Raw genomic sequence first — 18033 nt, 5'->3', positions numbered from 1 at the left:
CCCTTACGCGAGCCCCGCCTCTTTCATCTGGCGCAGCTCCTTCTTCAGCTCGCTCACCTCGTCCCGCAGCCGTGCGGCGACCTCGAACTGGAGCTCCGCGGCGGCGGCCCGCATACGCTCGGTCAGCTCCTCGATGGTCTCGGCGAGTTCGGCGGCGGGACGGTCCGTGGGCACCACGGCGCCCTTGCCCTTGCTCTTGCCCTTCGCGGCCTTGCCGGAGGCCGCGGGCACCGGAGCCTTGCCCTTCTTGCCCTTGCCGCCGCCGTCGTCCCCCTTGCGGTAGCCCGTGCCCAGCAGCTCCTGGGTGTCGATCTCCTCGCGGGCCAGCGAGGCCACGATGTCGCCGATCTTCTTCCGCAGGGGCTGCGGGTCGATGCCCCGCTCCTTGTTGTACGCGATCTGCTTCGCACGGCGGCGGTTGGTCTCGTCGATGGCCTTCTCCATCGCCGGAGTGACCTTGTCCGCGTACATGTGGACCTGGCCGGAGACGTTGCGCGCCGCGCGGCCGATGGTCTGGATCAGGGACGTCCCGGACCGCAGGAAGCCCTCCTTGTCGGCGTCGAGGATGGCCACCAGCGACACCTCGGGCAGGTCGAGGCCCTCGCGCAGCAGGTTGATGCCGACCAGCACGTCGTACTCACCGGCGCGCAGCTCCCGCAGCAGCTCGACACGGCGCAGCGTGTCGACGTCGCTGTGCAGATAGCGGACCTGGATGCCCAGCTCCAGGAAGTAGTCGGTGAGGTCCTCCGCCATCTTCTTCGTGAGCGTGGTGACCAGGACGCGCTCATCGCGCTCGGTGCGCTTGCGGATCTCGTGCACCAGGTCGTCGATCTGGCCCTCCGTCGGCTTGACGACGACCTCCGGGTCGACGAGGCCGGTGGGCCGGATGATCTGCTCCACGAAGCCGTCGGAGCGCGACAGCTCGTACGGCCCGGGGGTCGCCGAGAGATAGACCGTCTGCCCGATCCGCTCGGTGAACTCCTCCCACTTCAGCGGCCGGTTGTCCATGGCCGACGGCAGCCGGAAGCCGTGCTCGACCAGGGTGCGCTTGCGGGAGGCGTCGCCCTCGTACATGGCGCCGATCTGCGGGACCGTGACGTGCGACTCGTCGATGACGAGGAGGAAGTCCTCCGGGAAGTAGTCGAGCAGGGTGTTGGGCGGGGAGCCGGGCTCGCGGTCGTCCATGTGCAGCGAGTAGTTCTCGATGCCGGAGCAGGAGCCGATCTGACGCATCATCTCGATGTCGTACGTGGTGCGCATGCGCAGCCGCTGCGCCTCCAGCAGCTTGCCCTGCTTCTCCAGACCGGCCAGCCGCTGCTCCAGCTCCCGCTCGATGCCCGCGATGGCCTTCTCCATGCGCTCGGCACCGGCGATGTAGTGGCTGGCGGGGAAGACGTAGAGCTCCTGGTCGTCGGAGATGACCTCGCCGGTGAGCGGGTGGAGTGTGGAGAGGGCCTCGATCTCGTCGCCGAACATCTCGATCCGGACGGCGAGCTCCTCGTAGACCGGGAAGATCTCGATCGTGTCGCCGCGCACCCGGAACGTGCCCCGGGTGAACGCCAGGTCGTTGCGGGTGTACTGGATCTCCACGAAGCGGCGCAGCAGCTGGTCCCGGTCGATCTCCTCGCCGACCTTGAGGGGCACCATCCGGTCCACGTACTCCTGCGGCGTACCGAGGCCGTAGATGCAGGACACCGAGGCGACGACGACCACGTCACGCCGGGTGAGCAGCGAGTTCGTCGCCGAGTGGCGGAGCCGCTCGACCTCCTCGTTGATCGAGGAGTCCTTCTCGATGTAGGTGTCCGACTGCGGGACGTACGCCTCGGGCTGGTAGTAGTCGTAGTAGGAGACGAAGTACTCGACCGCGTTGTTCGGCAGGAGCTCGCGGAACTCGTTGGCGAGCTGGGCCGCGAGGGTCTTGTTGGGCGCCATCACCAGGGTCGGCCGCTGGAGCTTCTCGATCATCCACGCGGTGGTCGCCGACTTGCCGGTGCCGGTCGCGCCGAGCAGGACGACATCCTTCTCACCTGCGCGGATACGCCGCTCCAGGTCCGCGATGGCCGTCGGCTGGTCGCCGCTGGGCTGGAAGGAGCTGACGACCTCGAAAGGCGCCACCTTGCGTTCGATCTTCGATACGGGCCGCATGTCACCACCGTACGGCCCCCCACTGACAACGGCCGCGTGCCGGATTCTCCCCCGGCTCTCCCCTGGCCCGGCCACGGTTCTCCGGCCCGTCGCCGCCCGCCACCGCGCCGCCCTCTCGCCCACCCGTTCTCCCGGGTGGACGCGCGACGGGGAAGCGTATACGGGACCGTGGATCCTGTGTACCTGCCTCGGCATGATCGCGTATTCGTGTGCTGTACGACCGTCCCGTACGCCGGGGCCCGGGTCCGGCACGCCGCCGTGCCCACGGCCGCGGCCCGTGGCCGCAGGCAGCGAGGAGCCCGTATGCGCGTCCGTCCCGTCTCCGCCGTGACCGGTGCGCTGCTCGGACTGGCGGCCCTCGTGTTCCCCCTGCTCCCTGTGCTCCCCGTGCAGCACGCGCGGGCCGCCGAGCAGACGCGGCTGCCGGTCACCATCGGCCACCGGGGTGTGCCGGTGCGCGCCCCCGAGAACACCCTGGCCTCGATCGACAAGGCCGCCGCGCTCGGCATCCGCTGGGTGGAGAACGACGTGCAGCGCACCAAGGACGGGGCCCTGGTCGTCGTGCACGACACGACCCTGGAGCGCACGACCGACGTCAAGCGGCGCTTCCCAGGGCGCGCGCCCTGGAAGGTCGCGGACTTCACCCTCACCGAGATCGAGAAACTCGACGCCGGGCGCTGGTTCGGCCGCCGCTTCACCGGGGAACGGGTGCCCACGCTCAGGCGTTACCTCCAGCGCGTCGACCACAATCACCAGCGGCTGCTGCTGGAGATCAAGGCCCCGGACCTCTACCCGGGCATCGAGCGGCAGCTGGCCGCCGAACTGCGGCGGTCCGGGTGGCTCGACGCCGCCCACGTCCGGGACTCCCTGGTCGTCCAGAGCTTCGACGCGCGCTCCCTGCGGACCTTCCACGGGCTGCGCCCGGAGGTGCGGACGGGCTTCCTGGGCGCGCCCGGGGCCCGGCAGCTGCGCGCGTACGCGGCGTTCGCCGACCAGATCAACCCGAGCCAGCGCAGGGTCACAACGGCCTGGGTGCGTGCCGTGCACGCGGTGAAGGGCCCGCACGGCAGGCCGCTGGAGGTGTCCGCGTGGACGGTCGACGACGGCGACAGGGCCGTCGCGCTCGCGCGCATGGGCGTGGACGCGATCATCAGCAACGCCCCGCAGGTCGTGGAGGCGGCGCTGACCGACGAGGAGGACTACGCGACGCCGGGCCTGCCGCTCTCCTTTCTGGGGCCCCTGGACTTCTTGTCAGCTTCTCAGCCGTGAACAGCCGAACTTGCAAGTAGGGCACCACTGGCGGTGGTGATACCTCCTGCATCTTGACCGCCCTGGCACCGGGCGGTCGAGACGCGTGACTCACGCCCCGCATGCCGGGAATTACACCCAGCAGGTCTCGCATGCTCAAGCGTCGCGGGAAACCGGGTCCACCGGCCACGGCCGGGCTTGTGCCTTCGCAACTCGCATGCGGAGCAGCCATCATGCCAGACACTGCACAGCTCTCCGAGGCGACGGTGAACGCCCTACGCTGAACGGGTGACGGACATAGAAAAGGTGAGCGGGGACGAGACGGCCCGGCGGCCAGGGGTGCAGGAGTCCGGTGCGCGCGAGCCGGGCGCGCGGGAGTGGGCCTGGACGACGATCGGGTCGCCGATCGGCCCACTGGGGCTCGCCGCGACGCCGGACGGGCTGCTCGCGATCGAGTTCCGCGCCGACGGGAAGCGGGCGGCGAAGACCGTCGAACGCCTCACGCGGCGTATCGGCGCCGCGCCCACGTCCCGCCCGGGCCCCGCGCAGGACGTCCTCACCCGGGCGTCCGCCGAGCTCGTCGCGTACTTCGCCGGGCACGGGAAGACCTTCTCCGTCCCCCTGGACTGGTCGCTGACCTCGGGCTTCAACCGCAGGGCGCTGCGCGAGCTCGCCGACCGCGTCCCGTACGGCACCGTCGTCAGCTACCAGGACCTCGCCGACCGTCTCGGGGAGCGCGGGGCGGCGCGGGCCGTGGGCATGGCGATGGGAAGCAATCCGCTGCCGGTGGTGGTGCCCTGCCACCGCGTCGTCGAGAGCAACGGCGGACTCGGCGGGTTCGGCAGCGGACTGGAGATCAAACGGGCCCTGCTGTCCCTCGAAGGGGTGCTTCCGGAGCCTCTTTTCTGACGCGGACCTCTGACGCGGACCGGCGCCCGCGCGCGGGCGCCGGAGGGTGGATGCTGGTAGTGGGAGATGCTGCCCATGCGTACCGGCAACGAACCGATGAACGCGCGGAGCGCGCTGCGGCTGCGGTGCGGACTCGCCGCGTGGGGGCTGGCCTGGGCCATCGGCGGTACGGTCCTCTTCGCCGTCGCCGGGCACCCGGGGTGGGCCATCGCGTGCGCCGTACTCGTCGTGGTGACGGCGGTGGACCTGGCCGTCGTCATCCACCGCATACGGCAGGGGCCGCACTTCCAACCGGGGCGGGACGTGCCCCCGTACGAGCCGGTACGTCGCCGTGATGATCGGTGACCGCCCCTGGATCCCGCTGCGGGTGCGCGCCCACCGGGGAAGGACAGACGGCCAGTGCGCGTCTGCAGGTCGGTGGGGCCTTGTCGCGCAGCTCCCCGCGCCCCTTAAACGGGGCGTCCCACTCCCGTGGCTTCAGCCCGCCGCCGGCAGGCCGAAGTCCGCCCCCGAGATCTCCGCCAGTTCGCCGACGACGCGGAGCAGCGGCTCCCGCAGACCCGTGAGGGCGGCGCGCATCGAGGGGCCGTCCGACCATGCCTGTTCGTGGGCCACAGGGCTGACGCCCTCCGGCCGTTGGGCCTCGTATGCCGACAGCCGGGGATGCCACTCGGAGGTGAAGGGCCGCAGAATCCGGTTGAGCAGGTCGTAGGCGATGCCGTGCACGGTGCGCACCCCGCCGTCGGCGGACGACTGGTCCGCCGCCAGGCCGATGCTGTACTGCCGCAGCGTGGAGCGCGTGAACTCGAACATCGCGTGGAGCGAGCCGAGCGCCTCGCGCAGGCTGCCGGAGCCGGGCGCGAGTTCCTGCACCCCGATACGGGTGGCGAGTTCGACCTGGAGGTCGAAGGCGGCCATGCGCTCCAGCTCGCTGGGCACGCCGTTCCGCTGCATGGGCGTGGGCGTGTACGGCCTCATCTGCGGCTCCCTCGTGCTCGTACCGGTCGTGCCGGGGCGGCCTCCGCCGCGGACCAGGGTAGTGCCGTACGCGGTGCGCAGGGTCTGCAGCACGGCGTGGCGGAGCAGTTCGGCACGGGCGGGTTCCGGATCGTGGCGCAGCCAGGCGTGGACGGTCAGCGGGTGCGTCGACCAGGCCCCGGCCCCCTCGGGGGCGAGCAGGCTGCGGCCGCGCAGCTCGGCGATGCCCGCGTCGAGGCGCCGGGCCGTCGCGATGTCCGGGACCGCGACCGCCGACGACAGGGCCCGTACGGCGTCGTCCCTGGTCAGCGGGGTCGGCGAGAAAGCGGCCGCGAGGCGCAGCACGTCCATCGCGGACGGCCCGGCCGCGGGCACGTCACGCACGAGAGCGGCCGTCACCTCGGCGGGATACCCCGTGGGCAGGACACGGCCCTGCGCGAGCCGGTCGAGCAGGGAGCGGCCGGGCGTGTGGAAGCGGTCGTGGAGCGTGATGTAGCCGTCGGCGGCGCCCGACGACAACAGGTCCAGCGCGAGCGGATGCCCCGCGACCGCGGCGCACAGCGCCTCGGCGGCGGCCCGCTCCTCCGGGCCGGAGGGCTCGGCGGCATGGGTGAGCAGGGCGTACGCGGCGTCGGCGCCGAGCGGGCCCGGTTCGACGGACGCGGCCAGCGCCTCGTAGTGACGGCTGCGCGTGGTGAGCAGGGTGTGCCCGAGCGGGTGCGGCGCGCACAGCCGGGCCACCTGGTGCGTGGTGAGCCCGCCGGGCAGGTCGTCGACGACCCAGAGGAACGGTTCGCCGAGCCGCGCGACATGCTCCCGCAGCCGCGCGACGACCTCCTCCACTCCCCCGGCGGACTGCAGGCCGTGGGCCGCGGCGAGCGCCCGCAGGCCGCCCTCGTACGGTCCGAACGGCCCGTACGGCGGCCCCGCCACCCCTTGGAACGGCTCCGGGTCGCGGGCCAGCCAGTGGATCCCGCCGGGGTACGCCGCGGCGAACCGCGTCGCGTACTCCTGCGCGAGCAGGGTCTTGCCCATGCCCGCCGCGCCCCGGATCTGCACCGGTCGGGCAGCGGTGTGACCGGTGGTGAGCGGCGCGGCATAACGGTGCAGGAAGCTGTGCACCTGCCACAGCAGCGGCAGCCCGCCGGTGAAGGACGGGGCGGGCGACGGCGCGGGGCCGGGCAGCCAGTGCGCCGCGGGCACGGTCTCCGTGGCGCCGATCGGCCCGGCGAGCGCCGCGACGTGCGCCCGTACATCCGCGACCAGCGCGTCCAGCGCGGCCGGGCCGTCCGGGAGCGGCCAGTGCCTGGCGTCGCGCAGTTCGACGGGGTGGATGTGGTCCGCGGACCGCTCGGGGTTGACCACCATGACCCGGCGGCGCGGGTCGCCCTCGCCCAGCCCCGCGAGATAAGCGGCCGTCAGCTCCCACTGGCAGGCCAGCCGCTCGGGATAGCCCGCGGAATACCAGGCCAGCAGCGCCTTGGAACGCGCCAGGCCGTCCCGGATGCTGTCGCTGATACCCGCGAACCCGACGACGGTGACCTCGTCGACGAAGACCCGCAGGCCGCTCGCGAGCAGCCGGTCGCGGAGCGGAGCGATGCGGCGGGCGTCACCACGGCTGTAGCTGAGGAACACGTCCCACTCCGGGGGACACACCGGGGGAGTCCGTTCCGCCACGCTCTCTTCTCCTTCTCCCCGGCGGCTCTCCCCGGAGATCCTGCCGGCTTCCGGCCTCTTCCAGGCCCCTTCCAGGCCCCTTCTGGGCTCTTCCGGGCCGATCCCCTGCCGCACGGCGGGCCCTAGCCTACTGTGGAGTCCCGGGGAGGGAGATCATGCGACGGATGCGCAACGCCGCGGGCCGGGGAAGGCCGAAGCAGGTCACGGTCCGGCTGACGATTCCGCTGCTCGGGGAGGTCACCGGCGTATGGGAGCCGGTCGAGGCCGAGCGCAAGGCCGCCTGGGAGCTGTACGTGGAGCTGGCCACGCGGGTCTCGACGGTGGAACTGGGCCCGGACGACGGCTTCCTGAGGGAGGCCCTGACCTCGTTCTACAGCCTCTTCGGCACCACCCGTGACATCCTGCGCCGCTACGGCCCGGACGTCGCCCCGCGCCGCGGCCCCGGCCGCCTCACCTTCGGCGCGCTGGCCGTGACCGTACTCAACCAGGCGCTGCGCCCGCTGCTCGCCGACTGGCACCCGCGCCTGGCCGCCCACGAGGCCCTGCGCCCGTCGGGCACGGACCCGGTCGCGCACGAGCGGAGCTGGGAGCACGCGGCGGAGCTGCGCGGCGAGATCGCCACGGTGCGGGAGGTGCTCATCGGTCTCGCGAACGCGCTCGCGGAAGTGGCGGGCTCGGCGGACCTGTTACGACCGGCCACTACGCCCTACCCCCCCGGAGCCCGGACGGGGTGAGGTGAGGATTCCGGGTCAGCCCGGGCCCTCGTGGTCCCGCTCCGCGAGCAGACGGCGGGCCTCCGCCAGCAGCCGGTCGCGCTCGGCGGCGGGCATGCGCCGCCACTCGGCGTGTGCGGCGCGCACCCGTTCACCGATGGCGGCGGCGTAGGGACCCACGCGCAGGGCCTCCCGGAGGCCGGTCCGGCCGGAGAGGACGTCCTGCGCCATTTCCTGGAGGACCTCACCGGCGCCGCCGTCGGCCATCACGCGCAGGGCCTCGCGAACGGCGCGGGCCTGCGCCCGGCCGCGCCCGGGGGCCAGGAACTCCTCGTGGCCGACCTGCTGTTCAGACATGTCCCACGCTCCCTGCCGACGGCGCCGCGGACGGAGCCGGAAGGCTCGGGAAGTCCTCGAGAACGGCCGCCAGCTCGGCACCGACGTCGACCAGCACCCCGTACACGGCGTCGATCCCGAGCTGAAGGCTGTTGACGGTCCTGGTCGCCTCGGCCCACAGGTCGCAGATCCGCAGCACCTCGGTGGCCGCCAGGCCGTAGCCGACGCCCGCGCCCCAGCCCGTCCAGGACATGGCCGCGCCCGCCGCCCACGCGATCGCGGCCGTCGCCGCGGCGTCGCCGATCAGGCCGAGGAACTGCCCGACCGCCTCGCTCGCCACGGAGATCGCGTGCGCGGCCGCGCCGTACTCGTCGCGCATGTTCTCCAGCGCGCCCTTGATGGCACGGAGCTTCGCGCACAGCGCGGTGAAACGGGCACCGGCCGCGTCCGCGCCCTCGCCCTGCCAGTCGGTGCCCAGCAGGCGGTTCCCGGACTCGATATCGGCGGCGAGCGCTTCGCAGAACGCGGCGAGGTTCGCCCACGTCCCGGCGACCCGCGCGTACGCCTCCCAGTCCCCCGCGAAGTACTTCCTGCTCTCCTCCAGCGGGTTGCAGGAGATCGCGAACTCCAGGACCTCGGACACCCAGAACGCCGGGCTGACCAGGTCTCCGGCGTCGTTGAGCAGGTCGAGCGGGGAGAAGAACTCCTCGGGCTCGCCAGGGGGTTTCAGGTGGTCGACAGGGCGCGTCGCGCCCTTGATGTCCGTGCCGCCGCCCGTCATCGCTCCGCCGCCCTCACCCGGGCGGCACGCATGCGCGCTTCCTCCCGCTGATCCGACGCGCGGTAGTGACCGGCCGCCGTGTCCACGTCGCCCGCGGACGCCCGCAGGGTGGCCTCCAGCCGCCCCATCGTGGCGGTCACGGTGGCGGCCAGTTCGTCGTGCAGGTCGATGATCCTGGTCAGCAGGCCCTGCTCGCCGCGGGCGACGACGCCGTACCGCCGCGCGTAGCCGTGCGCCTCGGCGGCGTCGTCGGCGGCCCGGCGCAGCAGGTCCGCGAAGTCGTGCAGTTTTGCCGCCGGTACAGATAAAGCCATGGGGGGTCGCTTCCGTCGCCGGTGATCAACGCGGCCGCATGCTAACGCAGTCGCGCCCACCGGCGTCGAACCCGCTCACTCGAAAGGGGAGTTGACTTCCCCTCGTGCTGCCCCTACTCGGCAGCGCGCTCCGCGAGCCGCTTCCAGACCCGTTCGACCTGCGGGGCCAGTGCCTCCAGCGGGCCGTCGTTGTCGATGACGAAGTCCGCCACGGCCAGGCGCTGTTCGCGCGTCGCCTGCGCGGCCATCCGAGCCCGCGCCTCCTCGGGCTTCATGCCGCGCAGCCGTACGAGCCGGCCGAGCCGGGTCTCCTCGCTCGCGTCGATGACGACGACCAGGTCGTAGAGGGACTGCAGGCCGTTCTCGACCAGGAGGGGCACGTCGTGGACGACGACCGCGTCCGGTGCTGCCGCCGCCTCCAGTTCGGCCGAGCGTGCCCGTACGAGCGGGTGCACGATGGCGTTGAGCGCGGCCAAGCGGCCGGGGTCGGCGAAGACGACGGAGCCGAGCCGGGGCCGGTCGAGCGCGCCCTCGGGCGTCAGGACGTCCTCCCCGAACTCGGCGACGACCGCCGCGAGACCGGGCGTGCCCGGCTCGACCACTTCGCGCGCGATCCGGTCGGAGTCCACGACCACCGCCCCGTAGGAGGCGAACAGCCGTGACACCTCGCTCTTGCCCGCGCCGATGCCACCCGTGAGGCCCACTTTCACCATGGGCCCCACGGTAGCGGGCGGCGGTCCGGCGGCGGCCGTCGCCCTCCCCCCGGGATGACTACTGCTCGACTGCCGCTCAGTGGCCGCCGTCGCCCTCCCGGTCGGCGAGGAAGCGCTCGAACTCGGCGCCCAGCTCGTCGGCCGACGGCAGCTCCACGGGCTCGGCCACCAGATTGCCCCGCGTCTCCGCGCCGGCCACCGCGTCGTACTGGTGCTCAAGACCGCGGACCAGGGCGACGAGTTCCTCGTCCCCCTCGGAGATCTGCCGCTCTATCTCCTCCTGCGTACGCAGCGCCTCGGTACGCAGCGCGTGCGCGGTGTTCGGCAGGACGAGACCCGTGGCGGCCGTGATCGCCTCCAGGGCGGTCAGCGCGGCATCGGGGTACGGGGAGCGGGCGACGTAGTGCGGGACGTGCGCCGCGACGCCGAGGACGTCGTGCCCCGCCTCGGCGAGCCGGAACTCGACGAGCGACTCCGCGCTGCCCGGCACCTGGGCCTGGTCGAAGTAGCTGCGGTGACCGGGCATCAGGTCGACGCGGTTGCCGTGCGGGGTGATGCCGACGGGCCGGGTGTGCGGCACGCCCATGGGGATGCCGTGGAAGTTGACGGACAGCCGTACGCCGAGCCGCTCGACCATCTGCCGCACGGCGGCGGCGAAGCGCTCCCACTCCACGTCCGGCTCGGGGCCGGACAGCAGCAGGAAGGGCGCCCCCGTGGCGTCCTGGACCAGGCGCAGTTCGATCGTCGGGGCCTCGAAGGCGCTCCAGTGGTCGCGCTGGAAGGTCAGCAGGGGGCGGCGGGCCCGGTAGTCGACGAGCCGGTCGTGGTCGAAGCGGGCGACGACCTGGTGCGGCAGGCCGTCGAGCAGCCGGGCGACGACCAGGTCGCCGGTCTCGCCCGCGTCGATGTAACCGTCGAAGTGGTAGAGCATGACCAGGCCCGCCGAGTCCTGCGCCAAGGCGAGGTCGGCTACGGCGAGCCCCTTGGGCTCCCATTCGTACAAACCCTGCGGATCCAACACAGTGACCGCTCCTCCTCATGTTCCGTACAGGGGAACGTCCGTGGAGGGCGGGACCATTCCCGCGGCCCGCATCACGACACAGTGCGGACACACAGCAGGCCCCCGGGCATGAAGAAAGGCCCGCTCCCCCGGAGGGGAACGGGCCTTGCCTCAGTCAGCTGTCAGCTGTCCGGTCAGAGCCTCAGCTCTGGCCGCCCGCCAGCTTCTCACGGAGAGCGGCGAGCGCCTCGTCCGACGCCAGGGCGCCGGAGTTGTCGGCCGACTCCGAGGAGTACGAGCCACCGGCCGGAGCGGCCTGCGCAGCGGCCTGGTCGCCGGCGGCGGCAGCCTCGGCGTCCGCCTCGCGGGACTTGATGACCTGCGCCTGGTGCTGCTCGAAGCGCTGCTGCGCCTCGGCGTACTGGCGCTCCCACTCCTCGCGCTGCTTCTCGTAACCCGGCAGCCAGTCGTTGGCCTCGGGGTCGAAGCCCTCGGGGTAGATGTAGTTGCCCTGGTCGTCGTAGGACGCGGCCATGCCGTACAGGGTCGGGTCGAACTCGACCACGGACGGGTCGGCACCGAAGGACTCGTTGGCCTGCTTCAGCGAGAGGCTGATGCGACGGCGCTCGAGGTCGATGTCGATGACCTTGACGAAGATCTCGTCGTTGACCTGGACGACCTGCTCCGGGATCTCCACGTGGCGCTCGGCCAGCTCGGAGATGTGGACCAGGCCCTCGATGCCCTCGTCGACGCGCACGAACGCACCGAACGGAACGAGCTTGGTGACCTTACCCGGGACGACCTGACCGATCTGGTGGGTCCGGGCGAACTGCTGCCACGGGTCTTCCTGGGTGGCCTTGAGCGACAGGGAGACGCGCTCGCGGTCCATGTCGACGTCCAGGACCTCGACCGTGACCTCCTGGCCGACCTCGACGACCTCGGACGGGTGGTCGATGTGCTTCCAGGACAGCTCGGAGACGTGGACGAGACCGTCGACGCCGCCCAGGTCCACGAAGGCACCGAAGTTGACGATGGAGGAGACGACGCCGGAGCGCACCTGGCCCTTCTGGAGGGTGGTGAGGAAGGTCTGGCGGACCTCGCTCTGGGTCTGCTCCAGCCAGGCGCGGCGGGACAGGACCACGTTGTTGCGGTTCTTGTCCAGCTCGATGATCTTGGCCTCGAGCTCCTTGCCCACGTAGGGCTGGAGGTCGCGGACACGACGCATCTCGACCAGGGAGGCCGGCAGGAAGCCACGGAGGCCGATGTCGAGGATGAGACCACCCTTGACGACCTCGATGACGGTACCGGTGACGATGCCGTCCTCTTCCTTGATCTTCTCGATGGTGCCCCAGGCACGCTCGTACTGGGCGCGCTTCTTCGAGAGGATCAGGCGACCTTCCTTGTCCTCCTTCTGGAGAACCAGGGCCTCGATCTCGTCGCCGACCTTGACGACCTCGTTCGGGTCGACGTCGTGCTTGATCGAGAGCTCGCGGGAGGGGATGACACCCTCGGTCTTGTAACCGATGTCGAGCAGGACCTCGTCCCGGTCGACCTTCACGATGACGCCGTCGACGATGTCGCCGTCGTTGAAGTACTTGATCGTCTCGTCGATCGCGGCGAGGAAGGCTTCCTCGTTACCGATGTCGTTGACCGCAACCTGCGGGGTGGTGGCGGTGGTCTCGGTGCTGCTCGTCATGTGGGAAAGGGCTCCGGTACGGACATTGAAGTCGTAGGTACTGCTACGCCGAGAGCCCGTATCGCACCGCCGAAGCCGGACAGCGAGGAGACGCACCGTCCCGAGAACCAGGGGGATCCGAAGAACCCCCGAAGGCTCTCGAAAACAATCGAAAGCGCCTCGACAACCGAGGGGACATACAACAAGTGCGAGCGCGACCTGCTCCGTCTGAGGCGCGCAGGCCCGCAGCGCAACTTGTAGCATACGGGGGCAGCCGGGCACGGTCAATGCGCGAAGACGCACACCCGGGACGAAACCCCCATACCGGGCACAACTTGTGTTGTGCGAGGCCACGAGGGCACCGGCGGACGCCTTGGCTTTACGCTCAGGAACCGGCCGGACACCCACCGGCTGCCGCAAAGATACGACAAACGTCGTAGAAGACTACTGCCGAGGGCACACGGTCCAGATGATCCAAGAGTACGAGCCGGAAGCGACCCGACGGGCCACAGGGGAGCGGGAGAGCAGCCGGGCCAGCCGGGGCTGGTGGGACCGCAACGCCGACGAGTACCAGCACGAACACGGCTCCTTCCTCGGCGACGACCGCTTCGTCTGGGGCCCCGAGGGCCTCGACGAGGCCGACGCCGCGCTCCTGGGCCCGGCGAGCGGCCTGGCGGGCCTCGACATCCTGGAGATCGGCGCGGGTGCCGCGCAGTGCTCCCGCTGGTTGGCGGCACAGGGCGCCCGGCCCGTCGCCCTCGACCTCTCCCACCGGCAGCTCCAGCACGCCCTGCGCATCGGCGACGACGCGGACAGCGCCGTCAGCGTGCCGCTGGTCGAGGCCGACGCGGGCGCGCTGCCCTTCGCCGACGGCTCCTTCGACATGGCCTGCTCCGCCTACGGCGCGGTGCCCTTCGTCGCCGACCCCGTGCGCGTCATGCGCGAGGTGCACCGGGTGCTGCGGCCCGGCGGCCGCTGGGTCTTCTCGGTGACGCACCCCATCCGCTGGGCGTTCCCGGACGAGCCCGGCCCCGAGGGGCTGTCCGTGGCCGCGTCCTACTTCGACCGCACTCCCTACGTCGAGCAGGACGAACAGGGCCGCGCCGTCTACGTCGAGCACCACCGCACGCTCGGCGACCGCGTGCGCGACGTGGTCACCGCGGGCTTCCGGCTGGTGGACCTGGTCGAGCCGGAGTGGCCCGACTGGAACACCCAGGAGTGGGGCGGCTGGTCGCCGCTGCGCGGCCACCTGATCCCGGGCACGGCCGTCTTCGTCTGCGAACGCGACTGACCCGTCCGGCACCCCGCGCGGCCTGAGCGAGACTTGAGCACGTGATCCGCACCGACGCACTCGACCGGCTGCCCGTCCGCACCGCCCTGCCCGCGCTCGCCGAGGCCCTCGACGGCCACGGCGCGGCCGTCCTGTGCGCACCGCCCGGCACCGGCAAGACGACGCTGGTGCCGCTGGCCCTCGCCGGACTGCTGGACGACGGCACGCGCCCGCGGCGCGTCGTCGTCGCCGAGCCGCGCCGGATCGCCGCGCGGGCCGCCGCCCGCCGCATGGCCTGGCTGCTGGGCGAGTCCGTCGGCGACCGCGTCGGCTTCACCGTGCGCGGCGAGCGGCGCGCCGGGCCGGGGACGGTCGTCGAGGTGGTCACCACGGGCGTGCTGCTGCAGCGGCTGCAGCGCGACCCCGAGCTGGCGGGCGTCGACACGGTGATCCTCGACGAGTGCCACGAACGGCACCTGGACGCCGACACGGTCGCCGCGTTCCTCCTGGACGTACGCTCCGCGCTCCGGCCCGAGCTGCGGCTGGTCGCGGCGTCCGCCACCACCGACGCGGAGGGCTGGGCCCGGCTGCTGGGCGACGCCCCCGTGGTGGCGGCCCAGGGCGTCTCGCACCCGGTCGAGGCCGTATGGGCACCGCCGCGCCGCCCGGTGCGGCCCCCGCACGGCATGCGCGTGGACCCCGCCCTGCTGGACCACGTCGCGGACGTGGTGCGGCAGGCGCTGGCCGAGCGCGAGGGCGACGTCCTGTGCTTCCTGCCGGGCGTCGGCGAGATCGCCCGGGTGGCCGGGCGGCTCGGCGGCCCCGGCACACTGGGCGCCGAGGTGCTCCAGGTGCACGGCCGGGCCCCGGCCGCCGTGCAGGACGCGGTGCTGGCGGGCGGCTCGGGCACCCGCCGGGTGGTGCTGGCGACCTCGGTCGCCGAGTCGAGCCTGACCGTCCCGGGCGTACGCGTCGTGGTGGACGCGGGCCTGGCCCGCGAGCCCCGCACGGACCACGCGCGCGGCCTGAGCGCCCTCACGACCGTACGGGCCTCCCGGGCCGCCGCCCGGCAGCGCGCGGGCCGCGCCGGACGCGAGGCACCGGGCACCGTGTACCGCTGCTGGACAGAGGCCGACGACACCCGGCTCCCCCGCTTCCCCGCCCCCGAGATCACCGTCGCCGACCTCACGGCCTTCGCCCTGCAGGCCGCCTGCTGGGGCGACCCCGACGCGTCCGGGCTCGCGCTGCTCGACGCGCCGCCCGCCGGTGCCATGGCCGCCGCGCGCGAGGTGCTGACGGCCACGGGGGCCGTGACCGCCGACGGCCGGGCCACGGACCGGGGCCGCCGCATGGCCCGCCTCGGACTGCACCCGCGGCTGGCGCGCGCCCTGCTGGACGGCGCCCGCGAGGTGGGCGCGCGCCGGGCCGCCGAAGCGGTGGCCCTGCTGAGCGAGGAGCCGCCGCGCGAGTACGGCGACGACCTGGCCGCCGCCTGGCGCGCGGTGCGACGCGGAGGCGACGCGTACGCGGCCCGCTGGCGCGCGGAGACCCGCCGGCTGGAGAAGGCCCTGGAAAAGGCCGTGGAGAAGGCCGTGGAGGGAGTCCCTCCGGCCGCCGACCGCGGTGACGACGCCGTCGCCGGGCTCGTCGCCGCGCTCGCCTTCCCGGAGCGGGTCGCACGGGCGCGGGGCGAGGGCTCGTACCTGATGGCCTCCGGCACCGGCGCCGAACTGGGCGAGGGCTCGCGGCTGCGCAGCGGCCAGTGGCTGGCCGTCGCGGTGGCCGACCGGCCGGTGACGGCGGCGTCGGCACGCGTGACCCTGGGCGCGCTGATCGACGAGGACACCGCCCGCGCGGCGGCGGGGGCGCTGTTCCTCGCGGACGAGGAGGTCGGCTGGTCCGAGGAGCGACGGGACGTGGTGGCACGGTCCGTCGAGCGCCTCGGCGCGGTGGAACTCACCGCCCGCCCGCTGACGCACCCGGACCCCGCACTCGTCCGCGAGGCCCTGTGCGAGGGACTGCGACGGGAGGGCCTGGGCCTCCTCCGCTGGACCCCCGAGGCGGCCGGCCTGCGGCAGCGTCTCGCCTTCCTCCACCGCGAACTGGGCGAACCCTGGCCGGACGTCTCCGACGAGGCACTGCTCGCGCACCTGGACGACTGGCTGGGCTGGGACCTGGACCGCGCCCGGCGCCGGGCCGACCTGGAACGCCTGGACGCGGGCAAGGCACTGGAGCGGCTGCTCCCCTGGGCATCCGGCGACGCCGCACGTCTCGACGAACTGGCCCCCGAACGCATCGAGGTCCCGAGCGGCTCGCGGATACGCCTCGACTACGGCGCCGAACGGCCGGTCCTCGCGGTCAAGCTCCAGGAACTCTTCGGCTGGCGCGACGTGCCGCGCGTCGCGGACGGACGGGTGTCCGTACTCGTCCACCTTCTCTCCCCGGCAGGGCGGCCCGCGGCCGTCACGTCCGACCTGGCGTCGTTCTGGCGGGACGGGTACCGGGCGGTACGGGCGGAACTGCGCGGGCGCTACCCGCGGCACCCGTGGCCGGAGGACCCGATGGCCGCGCCGCCTACCCGACGGACGAACCCGCGGCGCTAGCCTCGCCGACCGGTGGGCGCACCCGGACCACCGCACAGCCAGCGCCGCGTCAGGGCAGGTAGCGCTCGATCGCCGCCGCCCCCTTCTCCTCTATCAGCTGCTTCGCCAGCTCCAGCCGCTCCGGCGTGATGTCATGGCCGGACGCCATCACAAGATCCTCGGGATCGAAAGGCCGCTCGCCGCCGGTGTACAGCCGGCTCGGCCGGGACGAGGTGGACATGTCCTCGGGGCTCTCCTTCACGGCGGGTCTCCTCTCAGCGGCCAGCCCCCGCCGGGGGTGGCAGTCCGGTTTTTCCCTCCATCGTGTGACACATCCGCCGTTTGCGCACGGGCACGGCGCGACCGGGCCTCCAGGACGAGCGACAGCGCCAGGAGCCCGCCCCCGAGGCCGAGGAAGCCCCACGGGAGCCAACTGGTCAGCAGCAGCACCAGGCGCCGCTGCGAGGTGACGAGGGCGACCGTGGAGTCGACGTAGTCGGGCCGCATCTTCACGTGCCCGGCGAAGGCGGTGATCGGCTTCTTCTCCGGGTGGCCGGTCCAGCGCATCTCCTCCTGGTGGATCTCCTCGCCGTTGACGGGGGCACCGGTCGTCGGGTCGACCCAGAACATGCGCTTGGTCGTGTACCAGCGCTCCAGGCCGAGCTGCCGGATGGCCTCGGGGGTGAGCCCCAGCGGGAGCGCCTGCGGCACGGGCACCCGGGTCCACGGCACGGTCTGCTCGAAGTAGTAGACGTCCAGGCCGTGGAAGCGGCGGGTGCCGCGGTAGTGGATCGGGGCGGACGTACGGGTCTGCATGTCGAAGTACTGGTAGTCGCGCTTCCGTACGAGGAAGGGCCACTTGAACTCGATGCCGTCGCGCCGCACCGGCGCGCCGTCGACGTGCTCGCCGCCCTCGTGCACGGGCTGCTGGCTGTGGGCGTCGAAGACGTAGCGCTCGGGGATCTTCGAGACCATCGCACCGTCGGGCCCGGCCACGAACGTCAGGGTGTCCCAGACGACGACGTCACGCCCCGTCTCGTCCCTGACCTCGCGGGCCCGCTCCGTATTGCCCCTGAGGGTCTCGACCATCGTGATCCTGGAAACCTTGCGGGGTTCGAGGGTGCTGTAGTCGATGAGCGTGGCGTCCTTCGCCTCCAGGACCACGGTCTGATAGCGGTCCGCGGGCACCTTCGCCAGCCGGGGAAACGCGTACCAGCGCAGCAGCGGCGCGAGGACGGCGAAGAAGACGGCGAAGGCGAGCAGGACGAGACTCGCGCGGCGGCGCACGCCCGGGCCCCCGCGTCAGGGGTGCGCGGGGACGGTGGTGAGCAGCGGCTTCGGTGAGGTCCGCCCGCCCGGCGGCCCGATCGCGGTGACGGCGAGGACGAGGGCGAACGCGGCGGCCATCCCTATGGCCGCCGCGACCAGTGCGCGCATGACCCGACCTCCTGGCTGATGGAGCGTCAGAGGTGGGGCACGGTAGCAACGACCGCACCAGATGAGAACCGCCGTGGCGCGGGCCGCGCCACGGCGGGGCCCCGCCCCGAACCCCGCGCCCACCGGGGTGCCACTTGCGCTCGGCGCGCGGCTACGGGCCGGTAGGGGCTGAGCGCGCAGTTCCCCGCGCCCCTTACAGGGCGGGGCGAAGCCCCGTCTTGAGGGGCGCGGGGAACTGCGCGAGGAACCCCTACC

The 18033-nt window shown here is 72.7% G+C and carries 17 protein-coding genes; 6 read left to right on the top strand and 11 right to left on the bottom strand.

Translation table 11 applies throughout. From position 1 onward, the window contains the following. Window positions 1–3: 3 nt before the first annotated feature. A complete protein-coding gene (gene uvrB / locus K6I34_RS12810; RefSeq protein WP_238488787.1) occupies window positions 4–2145 on the bottom strand; it encodes an excinuclease ABC subunit UvrB in 2142 nt (713 codons plus the stop codon). Window positions 2146–2448: 303 nt separating this feature from the next. Between uvrB and K6I34_RS12805 the strand changes: the two genes are divergently transcribed. The 3 genes from K6I34_RS12805 (at window position 2449) to K6I34_RS12795 (ending at window position 4647) form a co-directional block, all read left to right on the top strand. Next, the gene (locus K6I34_RS12805; RefSeq protein ID WP_229325421.1) at window positions 2449–3414 is read left to right on the top strand and encodes a glycerophosphodiester phosphodiesterase family protein; all 966 of its coding nucleotides are present in this window, start codon (window positions 2449–2451) and stop codon (window positions 3412–3414) included. A gap of 318 nt (window positions 3415–3732) precedes the next feature. Then, window positions 3733–4302, top strand: coding sequence for a methylated-DNA--[protein]-cysteine S-methyltransferase (locus K6I34_RS12800; RefSeq protein WP_229325424.1), 570 nt, complete (start codon window positions 3733–3735; stop codon window positions 4300–4302). A gap of 75 nt (window positions 4303–4377) precedes the next feature. Then, entirely contained in the window at window positions 4378–4647 is a 270-nt protein-coding gene (locus K6I34_RS12795; RefSeq protein WP_229325419.1) for a DUF6343 family protein, read from the top strand. A 132-nt stretch (window positions 4648–4779) separates the two neighbouring features. Here K6I34_RS12795 and K6I34_RS12790 read toward each other — a convergent pair whose 3' ends face one another. After that, a complete protein-coding gene (locus K6I34_RS12790; protein WP_229325417.1) occupies window positions 4780–6957 on the bottom strand; it encodes a toll/interleukin-1 receptor domain-containing protein in 2178 nt (725 codons plus the stop codon). 155 nt (window positions 6958–7112) lie between these two features. Here K6I34_RS12790 and K6I34_RS12785 point away from each other — a divergent pair, with 155 nt between their 5' ends. Next, window positions 7113–7691: a hypothetical protein gene (locus K6I34_RS12785; RefSeq protein ID WP_229325415.1), complete on the top strand. Its 579-nt coding sequence runs from the start codon at window positions 7113–7115 to the stop codon at window positions 7689–7691. Between the two features lie 15 nt (window positions 7692–7706). On the opposite strand, the gene K6I34_RS12780 is transcribed toward K6I34_RS12785, so the two are convergent. The 6 genes from K6I34_RS12780 to rpsA all read right to left on the bottom strand — a co-directional run bounded on the left by K6I34_RS12780 (window position 7707) and on the right by rpsA (window position 12510). Continuing rightward, a complete protein-coding gene (locus tag K6I34_RS12780) occupies window positions 7707–8027 on the bottom strand; it encodes a hypothetical protein (protein WP_229325413.1) in 321 nt (106 codons plus the stop codon). Then, window positions 8020–8787: a WXG100 family type VII secretion target gene (locus K6I34_RS12775; RefSeq protein ID WP_229325411.1), complete on the bottom strand. Its 768-nt coding sequence runs from the start codon at window positions 8785–8787 to the stop codon at window positions 8020–8022. Before K6I34_RS12775 ends, K6I34_RS12780 begins: the two co-directional genes overlap by 8 nt. Next, window positions 8784–9101 (bottom strand): hypothetical protein, encoded by a 318-nt coding sequence (locus tag K6I34_RS12770; RefSeq protein ID WP_229325409.1) that lies wholly within the window; start codon window positions 9099–9101, stop codon window positions 8784–8786. The genes K6I34_RS12775 and K6I34_RS12770 overlap by 4 nt, the downstream gene beginning before the upstream one ends. 113 nt (window positions 9102–9214) lie before the next feature. Further along, window positions 9215–9814: a dephospho-CoA kinase gene (gene coaE / locus K6I34_RS12765; protein WP_229325407.1), complete on the bottom strand. Its 600-nt coding sequence runs from the start codon at window positions 9812–9814 to the stop codon at window positions 9215–9217. A 76-nt stretch (window positions 9815–9890) separates the two neighbouring features. Then, window positions 9891–10835 carry a PAC2 family protein gene (locus K6I34_RS12760; RefSeq protein ID WP_229325405.1) on the bottom strand — a complete coding sequence of 315 codons (945 nt, stop codon included), beginning with the start codon at window positions 10833–10835 and terminating at the stop codon, window positions 9891–9893. 181 nt (window positions 10836–11016) lie between these two features. Then, a complete protein-coding gene (gene rpsA, locus K6I34_RS12755; RefSeq protein WP_121797733.1) occupies window positions 11017–12510 on the bottom strand; it encodes a 30S ribosomal protein S1 in 1494 nt (497 codons plus the stop codon). Between the two features lie 448 nt (window positions 12511–12958). Between rpsA and K6I34_RS12750 the strand changes: the two genes are divergently transcribed. Both K6I34_RS12750 and hrpB read left to right on the top strand, forming a co-directional pair. Beyond that, a complete protein-coding gene (locus K6I34_RS12750; protein ID WP_229325403.1) occupies window positions 12959–13780 on the top strand; it encodes a class I SAM-dependent methyltransferase in 822 nt (273 codons plus the stop codon). A 41-nt stretch (window positions 13781–13821) separates the two neighbouring features. After that, window positions 13822–16362 carry an ATP-dependent helicase HrpB gene (hrpB, locus tag K6I34_RS12745; RefSeq protein WP_229325401.1) on the top strand — a complete coding sequence of 847 codons (2541 nt, stop codon included), beginning with the start codon at window positions 13822–13824 and terminating at the stop codon, window positions 16360–16362. A gap of 49 nt (window positions 16363–16411) precedes the next feature. On the opposite strand, the gene K6I34_RS12740 is transcribed toward hrpB, so the two are convergent. Genes K6I34_RS12740 through K6I34_RS12730 form a run of 3 tightly spaced genes read right to left on the bottom strand, consistent with a single transcriptional unit; the run spans window position 16412 to window position 17778 of the window. Then, on the bottom strand, window positions 16412–16603 hold the full coding sequence (locus tag K6I34_RS12740) for a hypothetical protein (RefSeq protein ID WP_229325427.1): 192 nt from the start codon (window positions 16601–16603) through the stop codon (window positions 16412–16414). Continuing rightward, complete coding sequence (locus K6I34_RS12735; protein WP_229325399.1) at window positions 16600–17628, bottom strand: DUF3068 domain-containing protein; 1029 nt, start codon at window positions 17626–17628, stop codon at window positions 16600–16602. Before K6I34_RS12735 ends, K6I34_RS12740 begins: the two co-directional genes overlap by 4 nt. Window positions 17629–17643: 15 nt before the next feature. Beyond that, a complete protein-coding gene (locus tag K6I34_RS12730; RefSeq protein ID WP_229325397.1) occupies window positions 17644–17778 on the bottom strand; it encodes an SPW_0924 family protein in 135 nt (44 codons plus the stop codon). Window positions 17779–18033 lie beyond the last annotated feature (255 nt).

Source organism: Streptomyces sp. UNOC14_S4, from assembly GCF_020740835.1.
In the GTDB taxonomy this organism is placed as follows: Bacteria; Actinomycetota; Actinomycetes; order Streptomycetales; family Streptomycetaceae; genus Streptomyces.
This window is presented reverse-complemented; position numbering and strand designations above follow the sequence as displayed.